The 19276-nt window shown below is 62.0% G+C and carries 11 protein-coding genes and 2 rRNA genes (1 of these 13 running past the window's edge); 3 read left to right on the top strand and 10 right to left on the bottom strand.

Features of this window, described 5'->3' with window-relative positions; genetic code table 11:
• The first annotated feature begins 9 nt into the window (after positions 1-9).
• Together ACMGF8_RS08770 and ACMGF8_RS08765 are read left to right on the top strand one after the other, a co-directional pair.
• A complete protein-coding gene (locus tag ACMGF8_RS08770; protein WP_102861020.1) occupies positions 10-495 on the top strand; it encodes an antitoxin Xre/MbcA/ParS toxin-binding domain-containing protein in 486 nt (161 codons plus the stop codon).
• Positions 492-1010: an RES family NAD+ phosphorylase gene (locus ACMGF8_RS08765; RefSeq protein ID WP_305949015.1), complete on the top strand. Its 519-nt coding sequence runs from the start codon at positions 492-494 to the stop codon at positions 1008-1010. The genes ACMGF8_RS08770 and ACMGF8_RS08765 overlap by 4 nt, the downstream gene beginning before the upstream one ends.
• Before the next feature lie 152 nt (positions 1011-1162).
• Here the strand turns inward: ACMGF8_RS08765 and mmsB are convergent, their stop codons facing one another.
• Both mmsB and ACMGF8_RS08755 read right to left on the bottom strand, forming a co-directional pair.
• The gene (gene mmsB, locus ACMGF8_RS08760) at positions 1163-2050 is read right to left on the bottom strand and encodes a 3-hydroxyisobutyrate dehydrogenase (RefSeq protein WP_102861018.1); all 888 of its coding nucleotides are present in this window, start codon (positions 2048-2050) and stop codon (positions 1163-1165) included.
• A 10-nt stretch (positions 2051-2060) separates the two neighbouring features.
• Positions 2061-3587 carry a CoA-acylating methylmalonate-semialdehyde dehydrogenase gene (locus ACMGF8_RS08755; RefSeq protein ID WP_305949016.1) on the bottom strand — a complete coding sequence of 509 codons (1527 nt, stop codon included), beginning with the start codon at positions 3585-3587 and terminating at the stop codon, positions 2061-2063.
• Between the two features lie 148 nt (positions 3588-3735).
• On the opposite strand from ACMGF8_RS08755, the gene ACMGF8_RS08750 reads away from it, so the two are divergent.
• Positions 3736-4686 carry a LysR family transcriptional regulator gene (locus ACMGF8_RS08750; protein WP_115581547.1) on the top strand — a complete coding sequence of 317 codons (951 nt, stop codon included), beginning with the start codon at positions 3736-3738 and terminating at the stop codon, positions 4684-4686.
• Between the two features lie 46 nt (positions 4687-4732).
• On the opposite strand, the gene ACMGF8_RS08745 is transcribed toward ACMGF8_RS08750, so the two are convergent.
• The 8 genes from ACMGF8_RS08745 to ACMGF8_RS08710 form a co-directional block, all read right to left on the bottom strand.
• Positions 4733-5227: an OmpA family protein gene (locus tag ACMGF8_RS08745; RefSeq protein WP_416760283.1), complete on the bottom strand. Its 495-nt coding sequence runs from the start codon at positions 5225-5227 to the stop codon at positions 4733-4735.
• A gap of 14 nt (positions 5228-5241) precedes the next feature.
• The gene (locus ACMGF8_RS08740; protein ID WP_102861014.1) at positions 5242-6510 is read right to left on the bottom strand and encodes a diguanylate cyclase domain-containing protein; all 1269 of its coding nucleotides are present in this window, start codon (positions 6508-6510) and stop codon (positions 5242-5244) included.
• Positions 6507-7088 carry a YfiR family protein gene (locus tag ACMGF8_RS08735; RefSeq protein WP_102861706.1) on the bottom strand — a complete coding sequence of 194 codons (582 nt, stop codon included), beginning with the start codon at positions 7086-7088 and terminating at the stop codon, positions 6507-6509. Before ACMGF8_RS08735 ends, ACMGF8_RS08740 begins: the two co-directional genes overlap by 4 nt.
• 116 nt (positions 7089-7204) lie before the next feature.
• Positions 7205-9286 (bottom strand): exodeoxyribonuclease V subunit alpha, encoded by a 2082-nt coding sequence (gene recD / locus ACMGF8_RS08730; protein WP_416759290.1) that lies wholly within the window; start codon positions 9284-9286, stop codon positions 7205-7207.
• The gene (gene recB / locus ACMGF8_RS08725; RefSeq protein ID WP_416759288.1) at positions 9283-12975 is read right to left on the bottom strand and encodes an exodeoxyribonuclease V subunit beta; all 3693 of its coding nucleotides are present in this window, start codon (positions 12973-12975) and stop codon (positions 9283-9285) included. The genes recD and recB overlap by 4 nt, the downstream gene beginning before the upstream one ends.
• Complete coding sequence (gene recC / locus ACMGF8_RS08720; RefSeq protein WP_102861011.1) at positions 12972-16424, bottom strand: exodeoxyribonuclease V subunit gamma; 3453 nt, start codon at positions 16422-16424, stop codon at positions 12972-12974. The genes recB and recC overlap by 4 nt, the downstream gene beginning before the upstream one ends.
• 163 nt (positions 16425-16587) lie before the next feature.
• A 5S ribosomal RNA gene (gene rrf, locus ACMGF8_RS08715) occupies positions 16588-16703 on the bottom strand.
• A gap of 139 nt (positions 16704-16842) precedes the next feature.
• A 23S ribosomal RNA gene (locus ACMGF8_RS08710) occupies positions 16843-19276 on the bottom strand (it continues 458 nt past the right edge of the window).

Here is a 19276-nt window from a genome sequence, read left to right as displayed (position 1 = left end):
GTAGTACTCATGGTTGCGCTGACAGGCACCGGCATTGCCCCCAAGCGGCGGGGCAAACTGGTATTGAAAGAACAGTCTGCGGACATCCTCCTGGGTGGCCGGGCACGGTTTGACGACCGCATTTCGATCTATCGCTTGACCGAGGAAGGCATCCCCCTGACGGCGATCATCAAGTTCGTCTCCTCGGTCCCCATGCTCAAGGACGAACAGGTCCTGGCCAAGATCATCGGCCTCTCCGAACGCACCCTGCATCGGCGCCTGAAAACCCCGGACGAACCCCTGAACCCGGAGCAGAGTGCCCGCGCGGTACGCTTTGCCCAGGTGCTGGCCAAGGCCCAGGACGTCTTCGGCAGCAGTGAAGAGGCACAGGACTGGATGGCCAAGCCGGTGATGGGCCTCGACGGCCATAAACCGGTGGATCTGCTGACCAACCCCATCGGCTTCGAACTGGTGGACGAGTTCCTCACCCGCCTGGAATACGGGGTCTATCAGTGATCAGTATTCCGGGCAGCAGCGAGATTCATTTCTGGCGACTGGACGCCGCCCGGCACGCCGATAGCTGGGACAGTGGCATCGGTGCCGAGCTCTGCGGCGGCCGCTGGAACTCCAAAGGGATCAAGGCCGTGTATGGCAGCGCCGATCCGGCCACGGCGATTCTGGAAGTGGCGGTGCACAAGGGCTTTGCCGCACTGGATAACGTGCCCCATGTCCTCACTGGCGCCCTGATCCAGGACCCGTCGGCCATCTACCGCGTGGATGAGCGCAGCCTGCCCAATCCCAACTGGCTGATCCCGGGCATCCCCAGTGCCGGCCAGCAGAAATTCGCCGACCAGTTGCTGGCCGACCATCCATTCGTGCTGGTGCCCTCATCGGTGTCCCGGCACAGCTGGAACATTCTGATCAATCCATTGCTGGCCAAAGGGCTGTACCAGGTGGTGATCCAGGAACGCTTCGGCCTCGACACCCGTCTCAACCCTCCCCCGCACACCGCTGCCAATCGCCCGAACTGAACCCACAAAAAAGCGGGAACCTGCCCGACGCAGATTCCCGCAAACGCCCCGGCTGAAGGGGCCGCGTTCAATACCAATCTTCGCCAGACTTGAAATCGCTGCGGCCCTTCGGGCCGTTCGCAGCCTGCAGCAGCGCCTACACAATCTTTGCCTTACTGCGGCTTGCGGTAGCTGTTGACGATGGCCGAGAAGTCCTTGCCGCCTTCCCCACGCTGGCTCATGGCCTGGTACAGCTGCTGGGCCACGGCACCGAGCACCACCGGCTGATGCGCCTGGCGCGCGGCCTCGGTGGCCAGCCCCAGGTCCTTGAGCATCAGCTCGGCACCAAAGCCGCCGGTGTAGCCCCGGGACGCAGGGGCGGTTTCAATCACTCCAGGCCACGGGTTGTAGGTATCGGAACTCCAGCAACGGCCGGTGGAGCTGTTGATGATCCCCGCCAGCACCTGGGTATCGATGCCCAGGGCATCCCCCAAGGCCATGGCTTCGCTGACACCGATCATCGAAATCCCCAGCAGCAGGTTGTTGCAGATCTTGGCGATCTGCCCGGTGCCCACTTCGCCGCAATGCACGATGTTGCGCCCCATCTGCGCCAGCACTGGCTGCAGGGTGGCGAACAGCTCGGCACTGGCGCCGACCATGAAGGTCAGGGTCCCGGCCTGTGCACCACCGGTGCCGCCGGACACCGGCGCATCGGCCATGGCCACACCTTGCTTGGCAGCCACAGCGGCCACTTCACGAGCGGTCTGCGGGTCGATGGTGCTGCAGTCCACCGCAGGGACACCACGGCCAATCCCTGCCAGCACCCCGTCTTCACCCAGCCACACACTGCGCACATGGGCCGCAGCCGGGAGCATGGTGATCACCAGTTCGGCACCTTCGGCAGCCGCCTTGGGCGAGGCAGCAACGCGCCCGCCCAGTTGCGCCAGCTCCGCCAGCACGCTCTGGTTGAGGTCGAACAGGTTCAGCTGATGCCCGGCCTTGATCAGGTTGCGGGCCATGGGTGCGCCCATGTTGCCCAGGCCGATAAATGCAATGTTCATGTCAGGCTCCTCAACGCAGGCTGATGGTGGTGTTCACACCGTCGTTGACGCTGTCATCGTCGAACCAGCGGGCGGTGACGGTCTTGGTCTGAGTGTAGAACTGCACCACTTGCTTGCCGTACGGGCCCAGGTCACCGAGCTTGGAGCCTCGGGAGCCGGTGAAGCTGAAGAACGGCACCGGCACCGGAATCGGGATGTTGATACCGACCTGGCCGACGTCGATTTCGCTCTGGAACTTGCGCGCCGCCGCCCCGCTCTGGGTGAACAGGCCGGTGCCGTTGCCGAAGGGGTTGGCGTTGACCAGGGCAATGGCCTGATCCAGGGTGTCGACCTCCAGCACCACCAGCACCGGGCCGAAGATTTCCTGGGTGTAGATCTGCATATCGGTGGTTACCCCGGAGAACAGGGTCGGGCCGATGAAATTGCCTTGCTCGTAGCCCGGGACCTGGATGCCGCGGCCATCAAGCTCCAGCTTGGCGCCTTCTTTCACGCCGCTTTCGATCAGCTCCAGAATCCGCGCCTTGGCGCGCTTGGACACCACCGGGCCCACATCGGTGCCCGGCTCGCTGCCGGCGTTGACCTTGAGTTTCTGCGCCAGGGCCTTGAGGTCCGGCAGCCATTGTTTCGAAGCGCCCACCAGCACCACCACCGAGGTGGCCATGCACCGCTGACCGGCCGCGCCGAAGCCGGCGCCCACCAGGGCATTGAGGGTCTGTTCGCGGTTGGCGTCGGGCAGGACCACGGCGTGGTTCTTCGCGCCCATCATCGATTGCACGCGCTTGCCGTGCTTGCCCGCCAAGTCATAGACGTGAGTGCCGACCGCGGTCGAACCGACGAAGGACACCGCCTTGATGTCCTTGTGGGTGCACAGCGCATCCACCACGTCCTTGCCGCCGTGCACCACGTTGAGCACGCCGGCCGGGACCCCGGCTTCCACCGCCAGCTCCACCAGCAGCATGGTGGACAGCGGGTCCTGCTCGGAAGGCTTGAGGACGAAGGTGTTGCCGCAGGCGATGGCCATCGGGAACATCCACAGCGGAATCATCGCCGGGAAGTTGAACGGGGTGATCCCGGCGCACACACCGATCGGCTGGCGCAGGGTATAGGTGTCCACACCGCCGGCGACGTTCTCGGCGAACTCGCCCATCTGCAGGGTGCCGATGGAGCAGGCATGCTCCACCACTTCCAAGCCGCGGAAGATGTCACCCTCGGCGTCGGCGAGGGTCTTGCCCTGTTCGGCGCTGAGGACTGCGGCAATGCGCTTGGAATGCTCACGGATCAAGGCCTGGAGCTTGAGCATGATGCGCATCCGCGCGCCGATCGGAGTCAGTTTCCAGGTCTGGAAGGCGCGCTGGGCGGCGGCGATCGCGGCATCGACTTCAGTGGCGGTGGCAAAGGGCACCTTGGCCAGCACTTCCTGGGTCGCCGGGTTGACGATGTCGTGCCATTCCTGGCTCTGGGACTGGACCCATTCACCGTCGATCAGCAATTTGACCTGTTGCAGGGTGGTGCCGTCGGGCTTGAGGGATGCGTTCATGGGGTCTCCTGACTTCTTGAGTTCTTATGCAGGGAACCAAGGCGGGCAAGCGCCTTGAAAGAGGGGCTGTCGCGAGTTGGTGTCGGACGGTTTTTGGAGTATAGATGTGCAAATTCCTAATAAGAACGCACATAAAATCCGGTCCAACATGCAAAAAAACATCACCTCGCTGAGCACCCTGAACTGGGACGACCTGAAGTTTTTCCTCGAAGTGGCGCGCACCCGCAAGGCCAGCAGCGCGGCCAAGCGCCTGGCGGTGGACTACACCACGGTGTCGCGGCGCATCGGTTCGCTGGAAACCGCCCTGGGCACCCTGTTGTTCGAAAAGTCCCGCACCAACGGCTTTGTTCTGACCGCCGAGGGCCAGCGCCTGCTGGGTTATGCCGAGTCCATCGAAAGCACCCTGCACATGGCCTGCGAGCAGGTCTCGGGTTCCGGGGTGGCGTTGTCCGGGCATGTGCGCATGGGCTGCACCGAGGGCTTCGGCAGCTTCTTCATCACCCCGCAGTTGAGCCACTTCCTCGATGAGTACCCAGCGATCTCAGTGGACATCCTGCCGCTGCCGCACTTCATCAGCCTGTCCAAGCGCGAGGCGGACATCGTCATCGCCCTGGAGCGCCCGGAGCACGGCCCCTACGTGTGCTGCAAGCTGTGCGACTACCGCCTGCAGCTGTACGCCACCCAGGAATACCTCGACCGTCACCCGCCGATCCGCCGCCCCAGCGACCTGGGGGAACATCAATTCATCAGCTACGTGGACGACCTGGCGTTCAGTTCCGAGCTGCTGTACCTGGCCAATGTGGTGCCCGGGGCCAGCGCCAACCTGCGCAGCACCAGCGTCATCGCCCAGTACGTGGCGGCGCAGCAGGGCCGCTCGCTGGCGATCCTGCCGTGCTTCCTGGCGGCCCAGGACCCGCGGCTGCTGCCAGTACTGCCCAAGGAGATCAACCTGACCCGGCAATTCTGGATGTACTGCCGCGAAGACCTGCGCAAATTGAAGCGCATCACACTGTTGTGGGATTACATCCGCGAGGTAACCGAGCAGAATCGGCCGCTGCTCATGGGGGACAGTCGCAGCATGCTGTTCGCCGCCCCCTGATCTTAAGCGACCGCCAAGCTAAAGCCGCAAAAATGTGGATCGCCGATCAGTCGGCGATCACCACGATCGACACCCGGCGGTTCTCGGTGCGCCCGGCTGCGGTGCTGTTGGAAGCCACCGGCTCGCTGCTGCCCAGACCGCGCAGCTGGATGTTCTCTTCACGCATGCCGACCTGGGTCAGCACCTTGACCACGCTCTTGGCCCGGCGCACCGACAGCTGCACGTTGTAGGCCTCCTTGCCCGAAGCGTCGGTATGGCCGTCGACCCGGACCTTCTGGATATCGACGCTGAGCAAGGCCTTGCCGATGCGCTGGACGATCTCGGTGCTGGCCTGGTTCAGGGTTTCCACATCGCTGCCAAACAGCACCTTGCCCGACAGGCCGAAGGCCCAGCCTTCATCCGTCAGTTCGAAGCCCTCCTGTTTCAGTACCGCGATCTGTTTCGGGGTCAGACCTTTGGGCGGCACGCTCTGGCAACCGGTCAGGGCCAAGAGGGCCATCAATACCAGGGTGCTGAACAGTCGAACCGTACGTTGCGTCATTGAGAACAAGGGAATTAGCTCCTGTTTTGAACCTGAACGATAGGGAGCTCCGCCCCCACTGTGTGTTGCCCGCCTCGCGAACCGCGCTTGGCGTGGTACATGGCCTCATCGGCAGCGTTCAACAGGCTGCCGGGCGTCACGCCATGATCCGGGTACACGGCAATGCCGATGCTCAGCGACGTCATGATCGACAGGTTGCCAGGCAATTGAATCGGCACGTCCATGCTGTGGATGATTTTGTCTGCGATGCGCTGGGCATCTTCAACCCGGTGCAGCGGGCTGAGCAGCACGGCGAATTCGTCGCCGCCCAGCCGAGCCACCAGATCCTCTTCACGCAGCTGCGCGCGAATTCGCGTGGCCACCGCCACCAGCACCGCATCACCCGCGGCGTGGCCGAAGTTGTCGTTGATTTCCTTGAACCGGTCACTGTCTAGAAACAGCACCGCCATGCGCTCGTTGAGCTTGTTGGCGCTGCGCAGTGCACGAATCAGCCGCCCCTCGAAAAACGCCCGGTTGGGCAGGCCGGTCAGGCTGTCGTGACTGGCCTGGTGAGCCAGGGTCTCATTCTCGCTTTGCAGGTGAGTCTGCCAGGCTTCCAGCTCATCGAGCAGGGCATTGAAGTCGTTGCCGAGGTTGTCCAGTTCAGCGATTTCCGCAGGCGGTACCCGCTGATCGAAGGCCCGCTCGCGCCGCGCCGCGTGGGCCACTTCCGCCAGGCTGCGCAAGGGCCCGGTGATCCCCCGCAGTTGCCGGCGTGCCAGGTACAGCGACACCCAGGCACTCAAGGCAGTACAAAGCACGATACCCACCAGACCACTGAGCAGAAAGCGCAGCAGACTGCCGCCATGGCCGGTGACGTTGACGCTGCCCACTTCTCGGTTCTGATGAAGAATCGGCAAGCTGATGGGCTTTTCCAGGATCGCACTGGCAACGTGCATTTCCAGGCGGGTCAGCAGACCGCTTTCCGGACGTTGCCAACTGGCCAGCAGACGGCCCTGGTTGTCATAGACCTTGGCATCGGCCACCTCTTCGGTTGAGGCAATCAGGGCCAGGGCCTCGGTGGCCACCACACTGTCGTTGAACACCACGGCCGCTTCCACGGTGTAGCTGATGGACCGGGCAATCAGGTGCAGGTTGTGATCGGCATAGACGCGCAATGCCAGGACCCCGAGGAAGGTCAGGGACAGGCTGGCCATGGAGATCGCCAACAGGGCGACGATCAGGTGACCGCGACCTATAACCGACCGCAGGGTCGGGCGGGCGTTGGGCTTGAACAGCTTCATGGCGCCGCCGGGCGACGACGCGACAGTTGCAGCACGCTGGGATGGATCTTCACCCCGCTGCGGGCCACTGAATCCAGGTTGACCTCGAACGACACTTGGTTGTCGCTGACCCGCAGGCAGAACAGGCTGCCAACGGTGCACTGGTCGCCCCCCTCGCTGATGCTCAGCACGGGTTGGCCGATCAGCGAATTGAACAGGCGGCTCCGTTCATCGTTGCTCAGTTTGCCGACATAGACCGAGTCGCACTCACTGACGATTGCCGGGCTGCTGGCCAACAGGCGACGCACCAGCACCGGACGGCCGGTAGCCTGAGTAGTGCCCTTGAGCAGATCGTCGGTGTATTCGGTCGGGCCCACCACACACAGGCGCAGTTCTGCAGGTTCCACCGGCCAGCGAGCGTAGCTGAGGATACCCAACACCACTTGCGTCACTGCCTTGGCCCGCTGTTCCGCCAGGCTGGTAGAGGCTGACGGCTCTGGTTGCGCAATGGCAAGCAGACTGAACAGGCAAAGAATGGTCGACAGTACACACTGCCTCCACCCCAAAATGCGCTCTGTCCTGAAGACAGCCACGTCCATGCAGGGATTCTCTTTGAATTTCACGGAAATGATGCCGCAACGATAGCACAGCCCGGGAAAATGCAGCGAGCCCAGCGCCCCAATACGGTGCTGGGCACTGGACAGCAACGCAGTGCTCAGTCCAGTTCCAGCATCAACCCGCTAAGGCGCTTGACCTTGCGCCGCACCGCCTCTTCAAACACCCCGGCCCGAGGCTCGATCAGGCTGAACCAATCCTTGGCCCGGGTGATTCCTGTATAGATCAATTCCTTGGTCAGCACCGGGTTCAGGGCGTCGGGCAGGATCAGCGCAGTATGGGCGAACTCCGAACCCTGAGACTTGTGCACGGTCATGGCGTAGACCGTTTCCACGTCATTGAGCCGGCTCGGCAGTACCAGGCGTACCCCGCCCTGGCCATCGTTGCGCGGGAAAGCCACCCGCAGCACCTGACGCCCGGCTTGCGGCCCCTCATGTTCCGGCAGCTGGAGGGCGATGCCAATATCACCATTCATCAGGCCCAGACCATAGTCGTTACGGGTCATCAGCACAGGGCGACCTTCGTACCATTGCTGGTCGCTGTCGATCAGCCGAGCCTTGAACAATGCCTGGGTGATCCGCAGGTTCAATCCTTCGACACCCCACGGCCCCTTGCGCACGGCACAGAGCAACTGGAAGCGATCGAAGGCCTGCAGGACGTTGCGCGCCCAATCGGTCCAGCGGCGGTCTTCCAGGGCGGTGTCCGCGGGTGGACGCTGACTGCGCAGCACATTCAGGTAATGCCGATAGCCTTGTGGCCCCTCGCCGTGGCCTTCCAGCAACAGGCGCTCAAGGGCTCTGTCCTGCTCGCCCTTGAGACTCAGGCTGTACAAGTCCGCATGGCTGCGAGCCGCCAGCAGGCGCCGGGCCTCCTCGGCCTGTTGTTGATTGACCCAGCGCGCCAGCTGGCCAATGCCACTGCCTTCGCCGAAGCGCCGGGAGTGGCGCAGCATCACCACCTGCTGTGCCAGGGGATGCTGGTGCCCGGTGTCTTCCTGCAAGCCGCTGGCGCCCAGGTTCTCAGCGCTGACCGCTTCCAGCCAGGCGCGAGTCTGCGGGTTGTACCAGCCGGCCTCGGCATCGCGACACAGGTCACCGAGCACCGCCCCCGCCTCCACCGACGCCAGTTGATCCTTGTCCCCCAACAGCACCAGGCGGGCATGAATGGGCAAGGCGTCCAGCAGATTGGCCATCATTTCCAGGTCGATCATCGAAGCTTCGTCCACCACCAGCACATCCAGGGGCAGGCGGTTGCCGGCGTGGTGGCGGAAATGCCGGGTGCCCGGGCGATCGCCCAGCAAGCGGTGCACCGTGGTCACCTCGCTGGGGATCTTTTCCCGTACCTCGTCGGCGACTGCCAGGGACCGCACTTGCAGGCTGATGGACTCGGTGAGGCGGGCCGCGGCTTTGCCAGTGGGCGCCGCCAGACGAATGCGCAAGGGTTTGCGCGCCTCCACCGCCGGGGCCTGGAGCAACGCCAGCAGACGCACCACGGTGGTGGTTTTGCCCGTGCCGGGGCCACCGGTGATGATGCTGAAGGCGCCTCGGGTCGCCAGGGCACAGGCGAGTTTCTGCCAATCGATGGGCCCGGCAGCCTTGGCCGGGCCAAACAGCCCGTCCAGGCGCTGGGCCAGATTCTCCGGAGTCGCTTCCGTCGACGCCAGGCGCTGGCGCAGGGCGTTGTCGATCCGCCGTTCATAGGCCCAGTAGCGCCGCAGGTACAGGCGCTTTCCGGACAGCACCAACGGCCGCTGCTGGGACGCCTCGCCGTGATCAGCCGACAGGGCCACCAACCGACTGCCGGCCAGGACCTTGCACCAGTGAGCCCCCTCCAGATTCGCCAACACCTGGGAAGGCAGCACCGTGGCACCGCCTTGCGAATCCCCTTCCGGCGGCAGCGACAGAGCGAAGTCCGGCTCCTTGAGGGTTTCGAACAGGTCCAGGCAGACATGCCCATGACCCAACTGGTGACTGGTCAGGGCCGCGGCCATGAGCACCAACGGATCGCAGCCGGGGTCCAGCTCATGGAGGAAGCCGACAAAAGCCTTGTCCAGGGCCCGCAGCCAGCCGCGCTCGACCCAGCGCTCGAGCAACAACAGCAGGTCTTCGGCGCGAGCCAGGGGCGCCAGCGCTAACTGGGGCGCTGGCGGCTCGGCCAACTGGGCAAACAGATCCTGGGTCATAACAGCACTCCCTGTTCCCAGGCGGGCTCGGCCTTGGGCGGCTCGGGCTGGCCCTGGAACATGCGGTCGAGGCGTTCGATCAACTGCCGTGGCGGCCGGGCAAAGTACGCGCCCTGGCTCGCGGAACGGCTGCCACGCAAAAACAGGTACAAGGCGCCGCCGATGTGCCGATCGTAATCGTAGTCCGCCAACCGGGCCTTCAACTGCCGATGCAGCGCCAGCAGGTAGAGCACGTATTGCAGGTCGTAGCGGTTGTCGAGAATCGATTGCTCCATGGCCTGCTCGGTGTAGGCCGCGTCGTCCACGCCCAGCCAGTTGGATTTGTAGTCGGCCACGTAATAGCGGCCCTGATGTTCGAATGTCAGGTCGATGAAGCCCTTGAACATGCCATTGAGCAGCACCGGCTCGGCGGTGACCCGAGGCGCGCCCTGGTGGGTCTGCTGGCGCACCAGCTCGTCGAGCTTGAGCACGTCGACCTTGTGGCTGGCAAACCAGAACTCCATTTCGACCCGGTACTGGGTCAGTCGCCCCAGCACCACTGGCGGTTGCCCATCCCCCACAGGCAGGGACGCCTGCAACAAGTGCTGCAGCCAATCGCTGAGGGTCAAAATCCAGCCTTGCCAGCCGCGACGATTGCAACGGCGGGCGATGGCATCCTCGATCACCGCGGGGGCGGCGGCAAAACCCTCCTCCCCGGCCCATTCCAGCAGACCGTGGAGGAAGGTGCCGGGGTTCGGGCCCCGGGGAAACCGGTGAATATCACCACCACTGGCAACGACTTCCCGAGGGGCCTCGGGGTCCAGCCGCTCATCGTCGAAGAGCTTCTGTGCCTGGGGATTTTCCGGTGCTTCGGTGCTACCGCTGCCCAAGGTATCGCTGATGCGCAAGGCACTGTAGGAGGCGATCCACCAGTTCTCCGCCGCCCGTCGAATCGGCTGTAACGGGGCCAGCAGCCTGGCGTCATTGCGCGGCGGGTAAAAGCGCTGGTCATCGGCCGCAGGCAGCTCGCTGACACCGATGGCCTCACAGCCTTGCTGCAAGTCCAGGAGCCAGCGCAGCAGTCCCTTGGACTCGCCCAACAGGGCACCGCCGCCAAGCAGGTAGCCCAGGGCCGACAAGTGCAACACCGAGCTGCTGTGGTTGCCGCGCTTGAGATCGGCCACTCCCAGCCAGCAGGCATGCTGGGCCCGGGTCAGGGCCACGTAGAGCAGACGCAGATCTTCCGCCAGACGCTCCTCATCGGCTTGGGCGATCAGCTCCGGCGTCGGTCGCAAACTGACCTGGGCCTTGCCGGCAGCATCGTGGTAATGCAGCGGCAGGCGACTGCCATCCACCGGTTTGGTGGAGCAGATGAAGGGCAGGAACACCAAGGGGTATTCCAGGCCCTTGGACTTGTGGATGGTCACCACCTTGACCAGTTGCTCGTCGCTTTCCAGGCGCAGGATCTGCTCTTCACCGGCCTGCCCGGACAACGCCAGATGCTCGGCCAGATGGCGGATCAGTGCCTGCTCACCGTCCAGTTCCGCAGCGTTCTGCTGCAACAACTCAGACAGGTGCAGGAGGTTGGTCAGCACCCGCTCGCCGTCGCTGCGGGCCATCAGCGCCTGGGGCAGTTGGAAGTCATGGAGCAAGCGTCGGAGCATCGGCAGCACGCCCTGGCTGCGCCAGATCGTGCGGTATCCGCGGAACTGCATGACTCGGGCTTCCCAGGCCAATTCGTCCTGGTTCAGCCGCTCCAGTTCCACCAGGGACAGGTTCAGGGTCAGGGAGGCCAGGGCGGCTCGCAGCGGACGCTCCACATCCGGTTCGGCGCAAGCCTTGAGCCACACCAGCAGGTCCCGGGCTTCCTGGGCGGCGAACACCGAGTCCTTGTCGGAGAGATACACGCTGCGCACCCCGCGGGCGGCCAGTTCACCGCGCACCGCCTGGGCCTCCTTGCCGTCGCGGACCAGAATGGCGATATCCGCCGGCAACAGACCCTTGAGTTCCTGCTGATCGCGGGCAAAACCACTGCGCCCCTGCTGACCGCCATTGAGCAGATCGACAATGGCACTGGCACAGGCCGCGGCCTGCTGCTGACGATACTGGACCCCGGACAGCGGTTGCTCCGAAGGCAGTTGCCAGAAGTTCAGCGCTGGCACCGCTTGGCCATCCACCTGCAGGCGCTCCTTGCGGCCCTGAGCGGCTACCGCCAGGAAGGGCACCGGATTCTCGCCATCCTCTTCGCGAAACAGGAAGGCCCCCTGCCCTTGCTGGCGCTGTTCGGCTTGCAGGAACACATGGTTGACCGCACTGACCATGGCCTGGCTGGAACGAAAGTTGGTGCCCAGGGTATGCAAGCGTCCCGCTGTGGCCTGGCGGGCCCGCAGGTAGGTGTAGATGTCGGCGCCACGGAAGGCGTAGATCGCTTGTTTGGGGTCGCCAATCAGGAACAGCCCGGTTTCGGGGTCGTTGGCCTCGATGCGGTAGATGCTTTCGAAGATCCGGTACTGCACCGGATCAGTGTCCTGGAACTCGTCGATCAGGGCCACCGGAAACTGCTCGCGGATCAAAGTCGCCAGGCGCTCGCCGCCGTCGCTTTGCAGGGCGCTGTCCAGACGCAGCAACATATCGTCAAAGCCCATTTCGGCGCGGCGACGCTTCTCTTCTTCAAAACGCGCACCAACCCACTGCGCAGCATGCTGCAGGACCGCGGCGTCCGGGCTAGGCAAGGCGTCGAGGCTGGCCTTGAGTCCAGCCATGGCATCGAGCCCCGGGTGCTGCGGAGCTTCACCTTTCCAGGCCTCGCTCATTCCGTCTGGGGTCAGGCGGGTGAAGCCGGTGCCAATATCCAACTGCTCAACGGATTCGTCCTCGGCCCAGGCCGTGATCTTTTCAAACCAGGGCTCGAAGAAACGAGCCTGCATCTTGCGGCCGTCGACACTCTTGCTGGCAACGCCTTGCAGACAGATCTCCCGCAACTCCACCGCCCATTGCCGCCAGGGTGCCTTGAGCTGCACCAGCGCTTCCCGACGCTCCTGCAGACAGGCTTCGATCAATTCACTGGGGGTCTGTTCCGACGGCTCACGACGCTCGCTGCCGAACATCGCCCGCACCCGGGGCAGCAATTGGGCCGGGCCGACCCAGTTGGAGCGCACCCAGTTGAGCGCATCGCCCTGCATCGGATAGCAGAACAAGCGCCAGTAATCACGCAGCACCTGCCCCAGCAGATCGCTGTGGTCGGTTTCCAGGGTCTGGGTAAACAGGCTGCCGCTGTCGAAAGCGTGCTCGCGGAGCATGCGTTGGCACCAGCTGTGAATGGTGGAGACGGCGGCCTCATCCATCCACTGCGCGGCGATGTCCAGGCGGTTGGCGCAGGCGGCCCATTGTTCGGCGGAGTACTGCTCCCGCAGCTCGACGATCAGGCTGTCGGGGGCGCTGGTTTCGTCACGGAAGAAGCGTGCGGCCTCCGCCAGACGGGTGCGGATGCGTTCGCGCAACTCCTTGGTGGCCGCATCGGTAAAGGTCACCACCAGGATCTGCGGTGGCAGCAATTCGCGACCAAAGCCTGCGGACTCGCCACCGTGGCCCAGCACCAGACGCAGATAGAGCGCGGAGATGGTGAAGGTCTTGCCGGTGCCGGCACTGGCCTCGATCAGTTGGCTACCCCGTAGCGGGAAGGCCAGGGCCAGAGGGACTTGTTGAGTCATGCGCCGGCCTCCTCGCCGAGGGCTGAACGCCAGGGGGCGTCCAGCAGGGGGCGATAGAGTGTCTCGGCCCAGCCGCTGAAGGTTTCATCAGCGATCAGGGCGTTGTAGTCGGCGAATTGCCGAGCCAATGCCGGGCTTTCTCGACGCTCGCCTTCACTGTTCTGGCCATCGCCATCGTAGGTCTTGCGGGCCGCGGCAGCGGCTTTGTCAGGATCGGTCTGGCCCAGCCAGGCGAAGGCAGTCTTGACGGCCACCGGCAATGGCTGCCGCATGCCCGATTGCCAGGCCAGCAGCAGATTGCCGAGGATCGCCCGAGCCTGATCCTGTTCCAACGGCGGTAACAGCAGGCTGTCATCGCTGGCCACCAACGCAGTGGTCAGGGAGTAACCGCTGGCGCAGGCCAGCAGATGGTTGATCCAGGGCTTGATCAAGCGGTGCCATTTGCGGGTTTTGAGCGAACCTATGCCGTTGGGAATGGTGGTCACGGCCAATAGTCCGCCATCCGCCCGTTGATGCAGGTGGCTCAACCAGCCTTCCAGGCGCACGCCCTGCAATTCCAGGCTGACAGGCAATGCACTGGTGACCGGGGTTGGCCACAGATCCAGCAGTTGCCGGTAGCGCTGCAACAAATCCGGCAGGGGCTCCATGAGTTCGCGTTGCAGGCACTCGCCGAAACCGGCCATGGGCAACAGGCCGCTGGCTTGCAGCCTCTGCGCCTGGGCCTGCAAGGCCTGATCCGGGTGTGCGGCATCACTCAATGCGGCCTCCAGCAAGCTGTCGCTGAGGCTGTAGCGTTGCAGGGCGTCGAGGACAAAGGGCTCCTCGTCAGCCAGTGGTGCTTCCATGGCTTCAAAAAACACCTTGAGCCGTTGGCTGAAAAAGTGCCGTACCGGGTTGCGCAGAAAATCTTGCAACTGGGCCAGGCTCAAGGGCTCCTCCTGTACATAAGGCTCGAGGCGTTCGGTGGTGCCGGTTTCTGCCGGGGCCTGATGCAATACCTGCCACTCCCGGGCGTAACTGAACAGGACGTCATTGTCATGAAAGTAGCGGGCACTGAAGGGCTGCAGCGGGTGCTCCTGGGTCAGGGCCTCGAGCAGGGATTGCTGCGCATCGGCCAATCGCCAGCCGCCGGCCAGATGATCGCGCAACTGGCCGATCAGCACCGAGGCAGGCCGTTCGCTGTTATCGCGGATGCTGCGGCCAACCCAACTGACATAGAGTTGGTCCCGGGCTGAGAGCAACGCTTCGAGCAGCAGATAGCGGTCATCTTCGCGTCGGGAACGGTCGCCGGGGCGGTAGTCGCTGCCCATCAGGTCGAAGTCCAGAGGCGGTTGCGCCCGTGGATAGTCACCGTCATTCATGCCCAGCAGGCACACCAGCTTGAAGGGGATTGCGCGCATCGGCATCAGGGTGCAGAAATTCACGGCGCCGGCGAGGAAGCGCTGGGACAAGCGGCCCTGATCAAGGCCCGCCAGCCAGGCTTCACGCACCACGGTCAGGGGCAATTGATCTTGCAGACCGACGGAGTCGCAGGTTTCCAGCCAGTTTTCCCGAAGGTCCTCGAGCTGGCCCAACAGGTAATCGTCATGCTCGGTGCTAGCCAGGAAGAACTGTTCCAGCAAGTGCTGCAGGCGCTCGCCCCATTGGGCTGGCACAGCAGGCTGGGTGAGTTGCTGGTAGGCAATCTGCAGGGCATCCAGCAGTGCGACCAAGGGGCCGATCAGCGCGGCATCCAGGCCGCCGATTTCGTCATAAGGCTCAATGCCGTCGCAGGCATCGGAGCGGCCGACCGCATATCCCAGGAGCATTCGGCGCAGGCCGAAACGCCAGCTGTTTTGCTCAAGCTCCTGGGGCAGTCCCAATTCGGCGCGTTGTTCGGCGTTCATGCCCCAACGGATGCCGGCACCTTCGATCCAGCGGTGCAAGGTGGGCAGGTCGGCTTCATCGACACCAAAACGCGCACGCAATGCCGGGACGTCCAGCAGGTCGAGAATCTCACTGACCGGGAAGCGGCTGTCGGGGAGTTTGAGCAGGTGTTCGACGGCGATCAGCAACGGGTCGCGACCGCGCTGTCCCTGGTCGGTGAGGGTAAAGGGAATGAAACGTCGGTCATCACGCTCCAACTGGCCGAATACTGCACGGATATGCGGGGCGTAGCTGTCGATGTCGGGGACCATGACGATCACATCGCGAGGCCGCAGGTCGGGCTCGGCGCTGAAGCGTGCCAGGAGCTGGTCGTGGAGGATTTCCACCTCGCGCTGGGCACTGTGAGCAATGTGAAAACGGATCGACTGGTCCTGCTGGAGATCGACTTCGGGCCACAGTTCGCGAGTCTCGTTGAGAGGACGCAGCTCGAGGATATCGTCCTGCAGCTGCTGAAGCATGGTGCGTGGCTGGCTGTCGCTGAACAGGTCGATGCGGCCATCGCGGAAAGCCGCGCGATAACTGTTGGGGTCGTCGTAGCTGTCCAGCAGGTTGATGTAGTCACGGCCCTGCTTGCCCCAGGCGGCCAGCAACGGATGGGCATGCTGGTGCAGGGTTTGCGGGTCCAGGGCCAGTGGCATACCGGCTTTGCGCGCCTGGCGTTTGTACTGATGGCGCAGCAGATCCTTGTCGGCAACGATGTCCGCCCAGTGATGGCGACAGGGGTTGTGCACACAGAGAAGGACTTGGCTGAAACGGGCCAATCCGGCCAAAGCCTCCAAGGCCTGGGCCGGCAAGGAAGAAATACCGAAAACGATCACCCGTGACGGCAGGCCAGCGGGAGCTTGATCCAGGTTATTGATCCGCTCGATAAAGCGTTGGTGGACTCCGGCTCGGCTCTGGGCCATGCCTTCGGTACCCACATCCAGAAGCAGTGCTCGCCACAGTTCGGCTTGCCAGCAGTTGGCCGGGGTCAGGGCTTTGGCTTCGCCACGAACGTTACGCAGTGAATGGCGTCCAGCGGCCCAGTCCTCCAGCCAATCGGCCCGATAGACCTGGTACTGGTCGAACAGGTCGGCAAGGCGCTCTGCCAGTTGGTAGCGTTTACGCAAATCACTGTCGTGGGTCAGGAAGCGCTGCAGGGGTTCGAAGTGGGGCTCATCGATCAGCTCTGGCAGCAGGCGCATCAGACGCCAGGTCAGCGGGGCTTTGTCCAAAAGGGATTTAGGCGGGATTTCATCGCGTCCCAATACCAGGCGATAAAGCTGCCACATGAAGCTGCCAGGCAATTGCACATCGATGGCGGCGGCAATACCGCAACCGCCGGAGTCGTCCTCTTCAGGATCTTCAGCCAGGGCCAACTTCAGCCATTGCGCGATGCCATTGCTCTGCACCAGGGCGATTTCATTTTCCAGAGGAGCCAGCGGGTAGCGCCGCATCCAGCTGACCACCAGGCTGCGCAACTCGTCCAGGCGGTTACCGTGAACCACCATAAAACCTGGGGTGAGGGACGAGGCGTCCGGCATAAGGGCTTCCTTGGAGAATACAAAAAGCTAGGCCGGAACCTTAGCACTGTCACGGGGTGGTGGCAGCCGGACCGAGCAAACAGCACAAGAGAAACCGCTGCAGCTTTTCTCCGCGCAAAAACAAAACCCCAATTGCTTTCGCAATTGGGGTTTCGGAATTTAATCTTGACGATGACCTACTCTCACATGGGGAAACCCCACACTACCATCGGCGATGCATCGTTTCACTTCTGAGTTCGGGATGGGATCAGGTGGTTCCAACGCTCTATGGTCGTCAAGAAATTCGGTAGCCAGTCCGTTGCTTGTGCAACGTGCCAGCGAATGGGTATGTAATAGATTTGTGTGTTGTGCAAACTTTCGGTTTGTTTCGTCTTCACACACCGCAACTCGCTTGTTAAGCAAATTGCTTGGGTGTTATATGGTCAAGCCTCACGGGCAATTAGTATTGGTTAGCTCAACGCCTCACAGCGCTTACACACCCAACCTATCAACGTCGTAGTCTTCGACGGCCCTTTAGGGGATTCAAGATCCCAGTGAGATCTCATCTTGAGGCAAGTTTCCCGCTTAGATGCTTTCAGCGGTTATCTTTTCCGAACATAGCTACCCGGCAATGCCACTGGCGTGACAACCGGAACACCAGAGGTTCGTCCACTCCGGTCCTCTCGTACTAGGAGCAGCCCCTCTCAAATCTCAAACGTCCACGGCAGATAGGGACCGAACTGTCTCACGACGTTCTAAACCCAGCTCGCGTACCACTTTAAATGGCGAACAGCCATACCCTTGGGACCGGCTTCAGCCCCAGGATGTGATGAGCCGACATCGAGGTGCCAAACACCGCCGTCGATATGAACTCTTGGGCGGTATCAGCCTGTTATCCCCGGAGTACCTTTTATCCGTTGAGCGATGGCCCTTCCATACAGAACCACCGGATCACTAAGACCTACTTTCGTACCTGCTCGACGTGTCTGTCTCGCAGTCAAGCGCGCTTTTGCCTTTATACTCTACGACCGATTTCCGACCGGTCTGAGCGCACCTTCGTACTCCTCCGTTACTCTTTAGGAGGAGACCGCCCCAGTCAAACTACCCACCATACACTGTCCTCGATCCGGATAACGGACCTGAGTTAGAACCTCAAAGTTGCCAGGGTGGTATTTCAAGGATGGCTCCACGCAAACTGGCGTTCACGCTTCAAAGCCTCCCACCTATCCTACACAAGCAAATTCAAAGTCCAGTGCAAAGCTATAGTAAAGGTTCACGGGGTCTTTCCGTCTAGCCGCGGATACACTGCATCTTCACAGCGATTTCAATTTCACTGAGTCTCGGGTGGAGACAGCGCCGCCATCGTTACGCCATTCGTGCAGGTCGGAACTTACCCGACAAGGAATTTCGCTACCTTAGGACCGTTATAGTTACGGCCGCCGTTTACCGGGGCTTCGATCAAGAGCTTCGCGTTAGCTAACCCCATCAATTAACCTTCCGGCACCGGGCAGGCGTCACACCCTATACGTCCACTTTCGTGTTTGCAGAGTGCTGTGTTTTTAATAAACAGTCGCAGCGGCCTGGTATCTTCGACCGGCATGAGCTTACGGAGCAAGTCCTTCACCCTCACCGGCGCACCTTCTCCCGAAGTTACGGTGCCATTTTGCCTAGTTCCTTCACCCGAGTTCTCTCAAGCGCCTTGGTATTCTCTACCCAACCACCTGTGTCGGTTTGGGGTACGGTTCCTAGTTATCTGAAGCTTAGAAGCTTTTCTTGGAAGCATGGCATCAACCACTTCGTCACCTAAAAGGTAACTCGTCATCAGCTCTCGGCCTTAGAACCCCGGATTTACCTAAGATTCCAGCCTACCACCTTAAACTTGGACAACCAACGCCAAGCTGGCCTAGCCTTCTCCGTCCCTCCATCGCAATAACTAGAAGTACAGGAATATTAACCTGTTTTCCATCGACTACGCTTTTCAGCCTCGCCTTAGGGACCGACTAACCCTGCGTCGATTAACGTTGCGCAGGAAACCTTGGTCTTTCGGCGTGGGTGTTTTTCACACCCATTGTCGTTACTCATGTCAGCATTCGCACTTCTGATACCTCCAGCAAGCTTCTCAACTCACCTTCACAGGCTTACAGAACGCTCCTCTACCGCATCACTTACGTGATACCCGTAGCTTCGGTGTATGGTTTGAGCCCCGTTACATCTTCCGCGCAGGCCGACTCGACTAGTGAGCTATTACGCTTTCTTTAAAGGGTGGCTGCTTCTAAGCCAACCTCCTAGCTGTCTAAGCCTTCCCACATCGTTTCCCACTTAACCATAACTTTGGGACCTTAGCTGACGGTCTGGGTTGTTTCCCTTTTCACGACGGACGTTAGCACCCGCCGTGTGTCTCCCATGCTCGGCACTTGTAGGTATTCGGAGTTTGCATCGGTTTGGTAAGTCGGGATGACCCCCTAGCCGAAACAGTGCTCTACCCCCTACAGTGATACATGAGGCGCTACCTAAATAGCTTTCGAGGAGAACCAGCTATCTCCGAGCTTGATTAGCCTTTCACTCCGATCCACAGGTCATCCGCTAACTTTTCAACGGTAGTCGGTTCGGTCCTCCAGTCAGTGTTACCTAACCTTCAACCTGCCCATGGATAGATCGCCCGGTTTCGGGTCTATTCCCAGCGACTAGACGCCCTATTAAGACTCGCTTTCGCTACGCCTCCCCTATTCGGTTAAGCTCGCCACTGAAAATAAGTCGCTGACCCATTATACAAAAGGTACGCAGTCACAGAACAAAGTCTGCTCCCACTGCTTGTACGCATACGGTTTCAGGATCTATTTCACTCCCCTCTCCGGGGTTCTTTTCGCCTTTCC

The organism is Pseudomonas sp. BNK-7 (assembly GCF_048072025.1).
GTDB classification, from domain to species: Bacteria; Pseudomonadota; Gammaproteobacteria; order Pseudomonadales; family Pseudomonadaceae; genus Aquipseudomonas; species Aquipseudomonas danubii.
This window is presented reverse-complemented; position numbering and strand designations above follow the sequence as displayed.

Bases quoted from the DNA above. Each gene is read 5' to 3' on its own strand.
- recB (WP_416759288.1), bottom strand. From the start codon at position 12,975: ATGACTCAACAAGTCCCTCTGGCCCTGGCCTTCCCGCTACGGGGTAGC.
- mmsB (WP_102861018.1), bottom strand. From the start codon at position 2,050: ATGAACATTGCATTTATCGGCCTGGGCAACATGGGCGCACCCATGGCC.
- ACMGF8_RS08735 (WP_102861706.1), bottom strand. From the start codon at position 7,088: ATGGACGTGGCTGTCTTCAGGACAGAGCGCATTTTGGGGTGGAGGCAG.
- recC (WP_102861011.1), bottom strand. From the start codon at position 16,424: ATGCCGGACGCCTCGTCCCTCACCCCAGGTTTTATGGTGGTTCACGGT.
- ACMGF8_RS08770 (WP_102861020.1), top strand. From the start codon at position 10: ATGGTTGCGCTGACAGGCACCGGCATTGCCCCCAAGCGGCGGGGCAAA.
- recD (WP_416759290.1), bottom strand. From the start codon at position 9,286: ATGACCCAGGATCTGTTTGCCCAGTTGGCCGAGCCGCCAGCGCCCCAG.
- ACMGF8_RS08745 (WP_416760283.1), bottom strand. From the start codon at position 5,227: ATGACGCAACGTACGGTTCGACTGTTCAGCACCCTGGTATTGATGGCC.
- ACMGF8_RS08750 (WP_115581547.1), top strand. From the start codon at position 3,736: ATGCAAAAAAACATCACCTCGCTGAGCACCCTGAACTGGGACGACCTG.
- ACMGF8_RS08740 (WP_102861014.1), bottom strand. From the start codon at position 6,510: ATGAAGCTGTTCAAGCCCAACGCCCGCCCGACCCTGCGGTCGGTTATA.
- ACMGF8_RS08755 (WP_305949016.1), bottom strand. From the start codon at position 3,587: ATGAACGCATCCCTCAAGCCCGACGGCACCACCCTGCAACAGGTCAAA.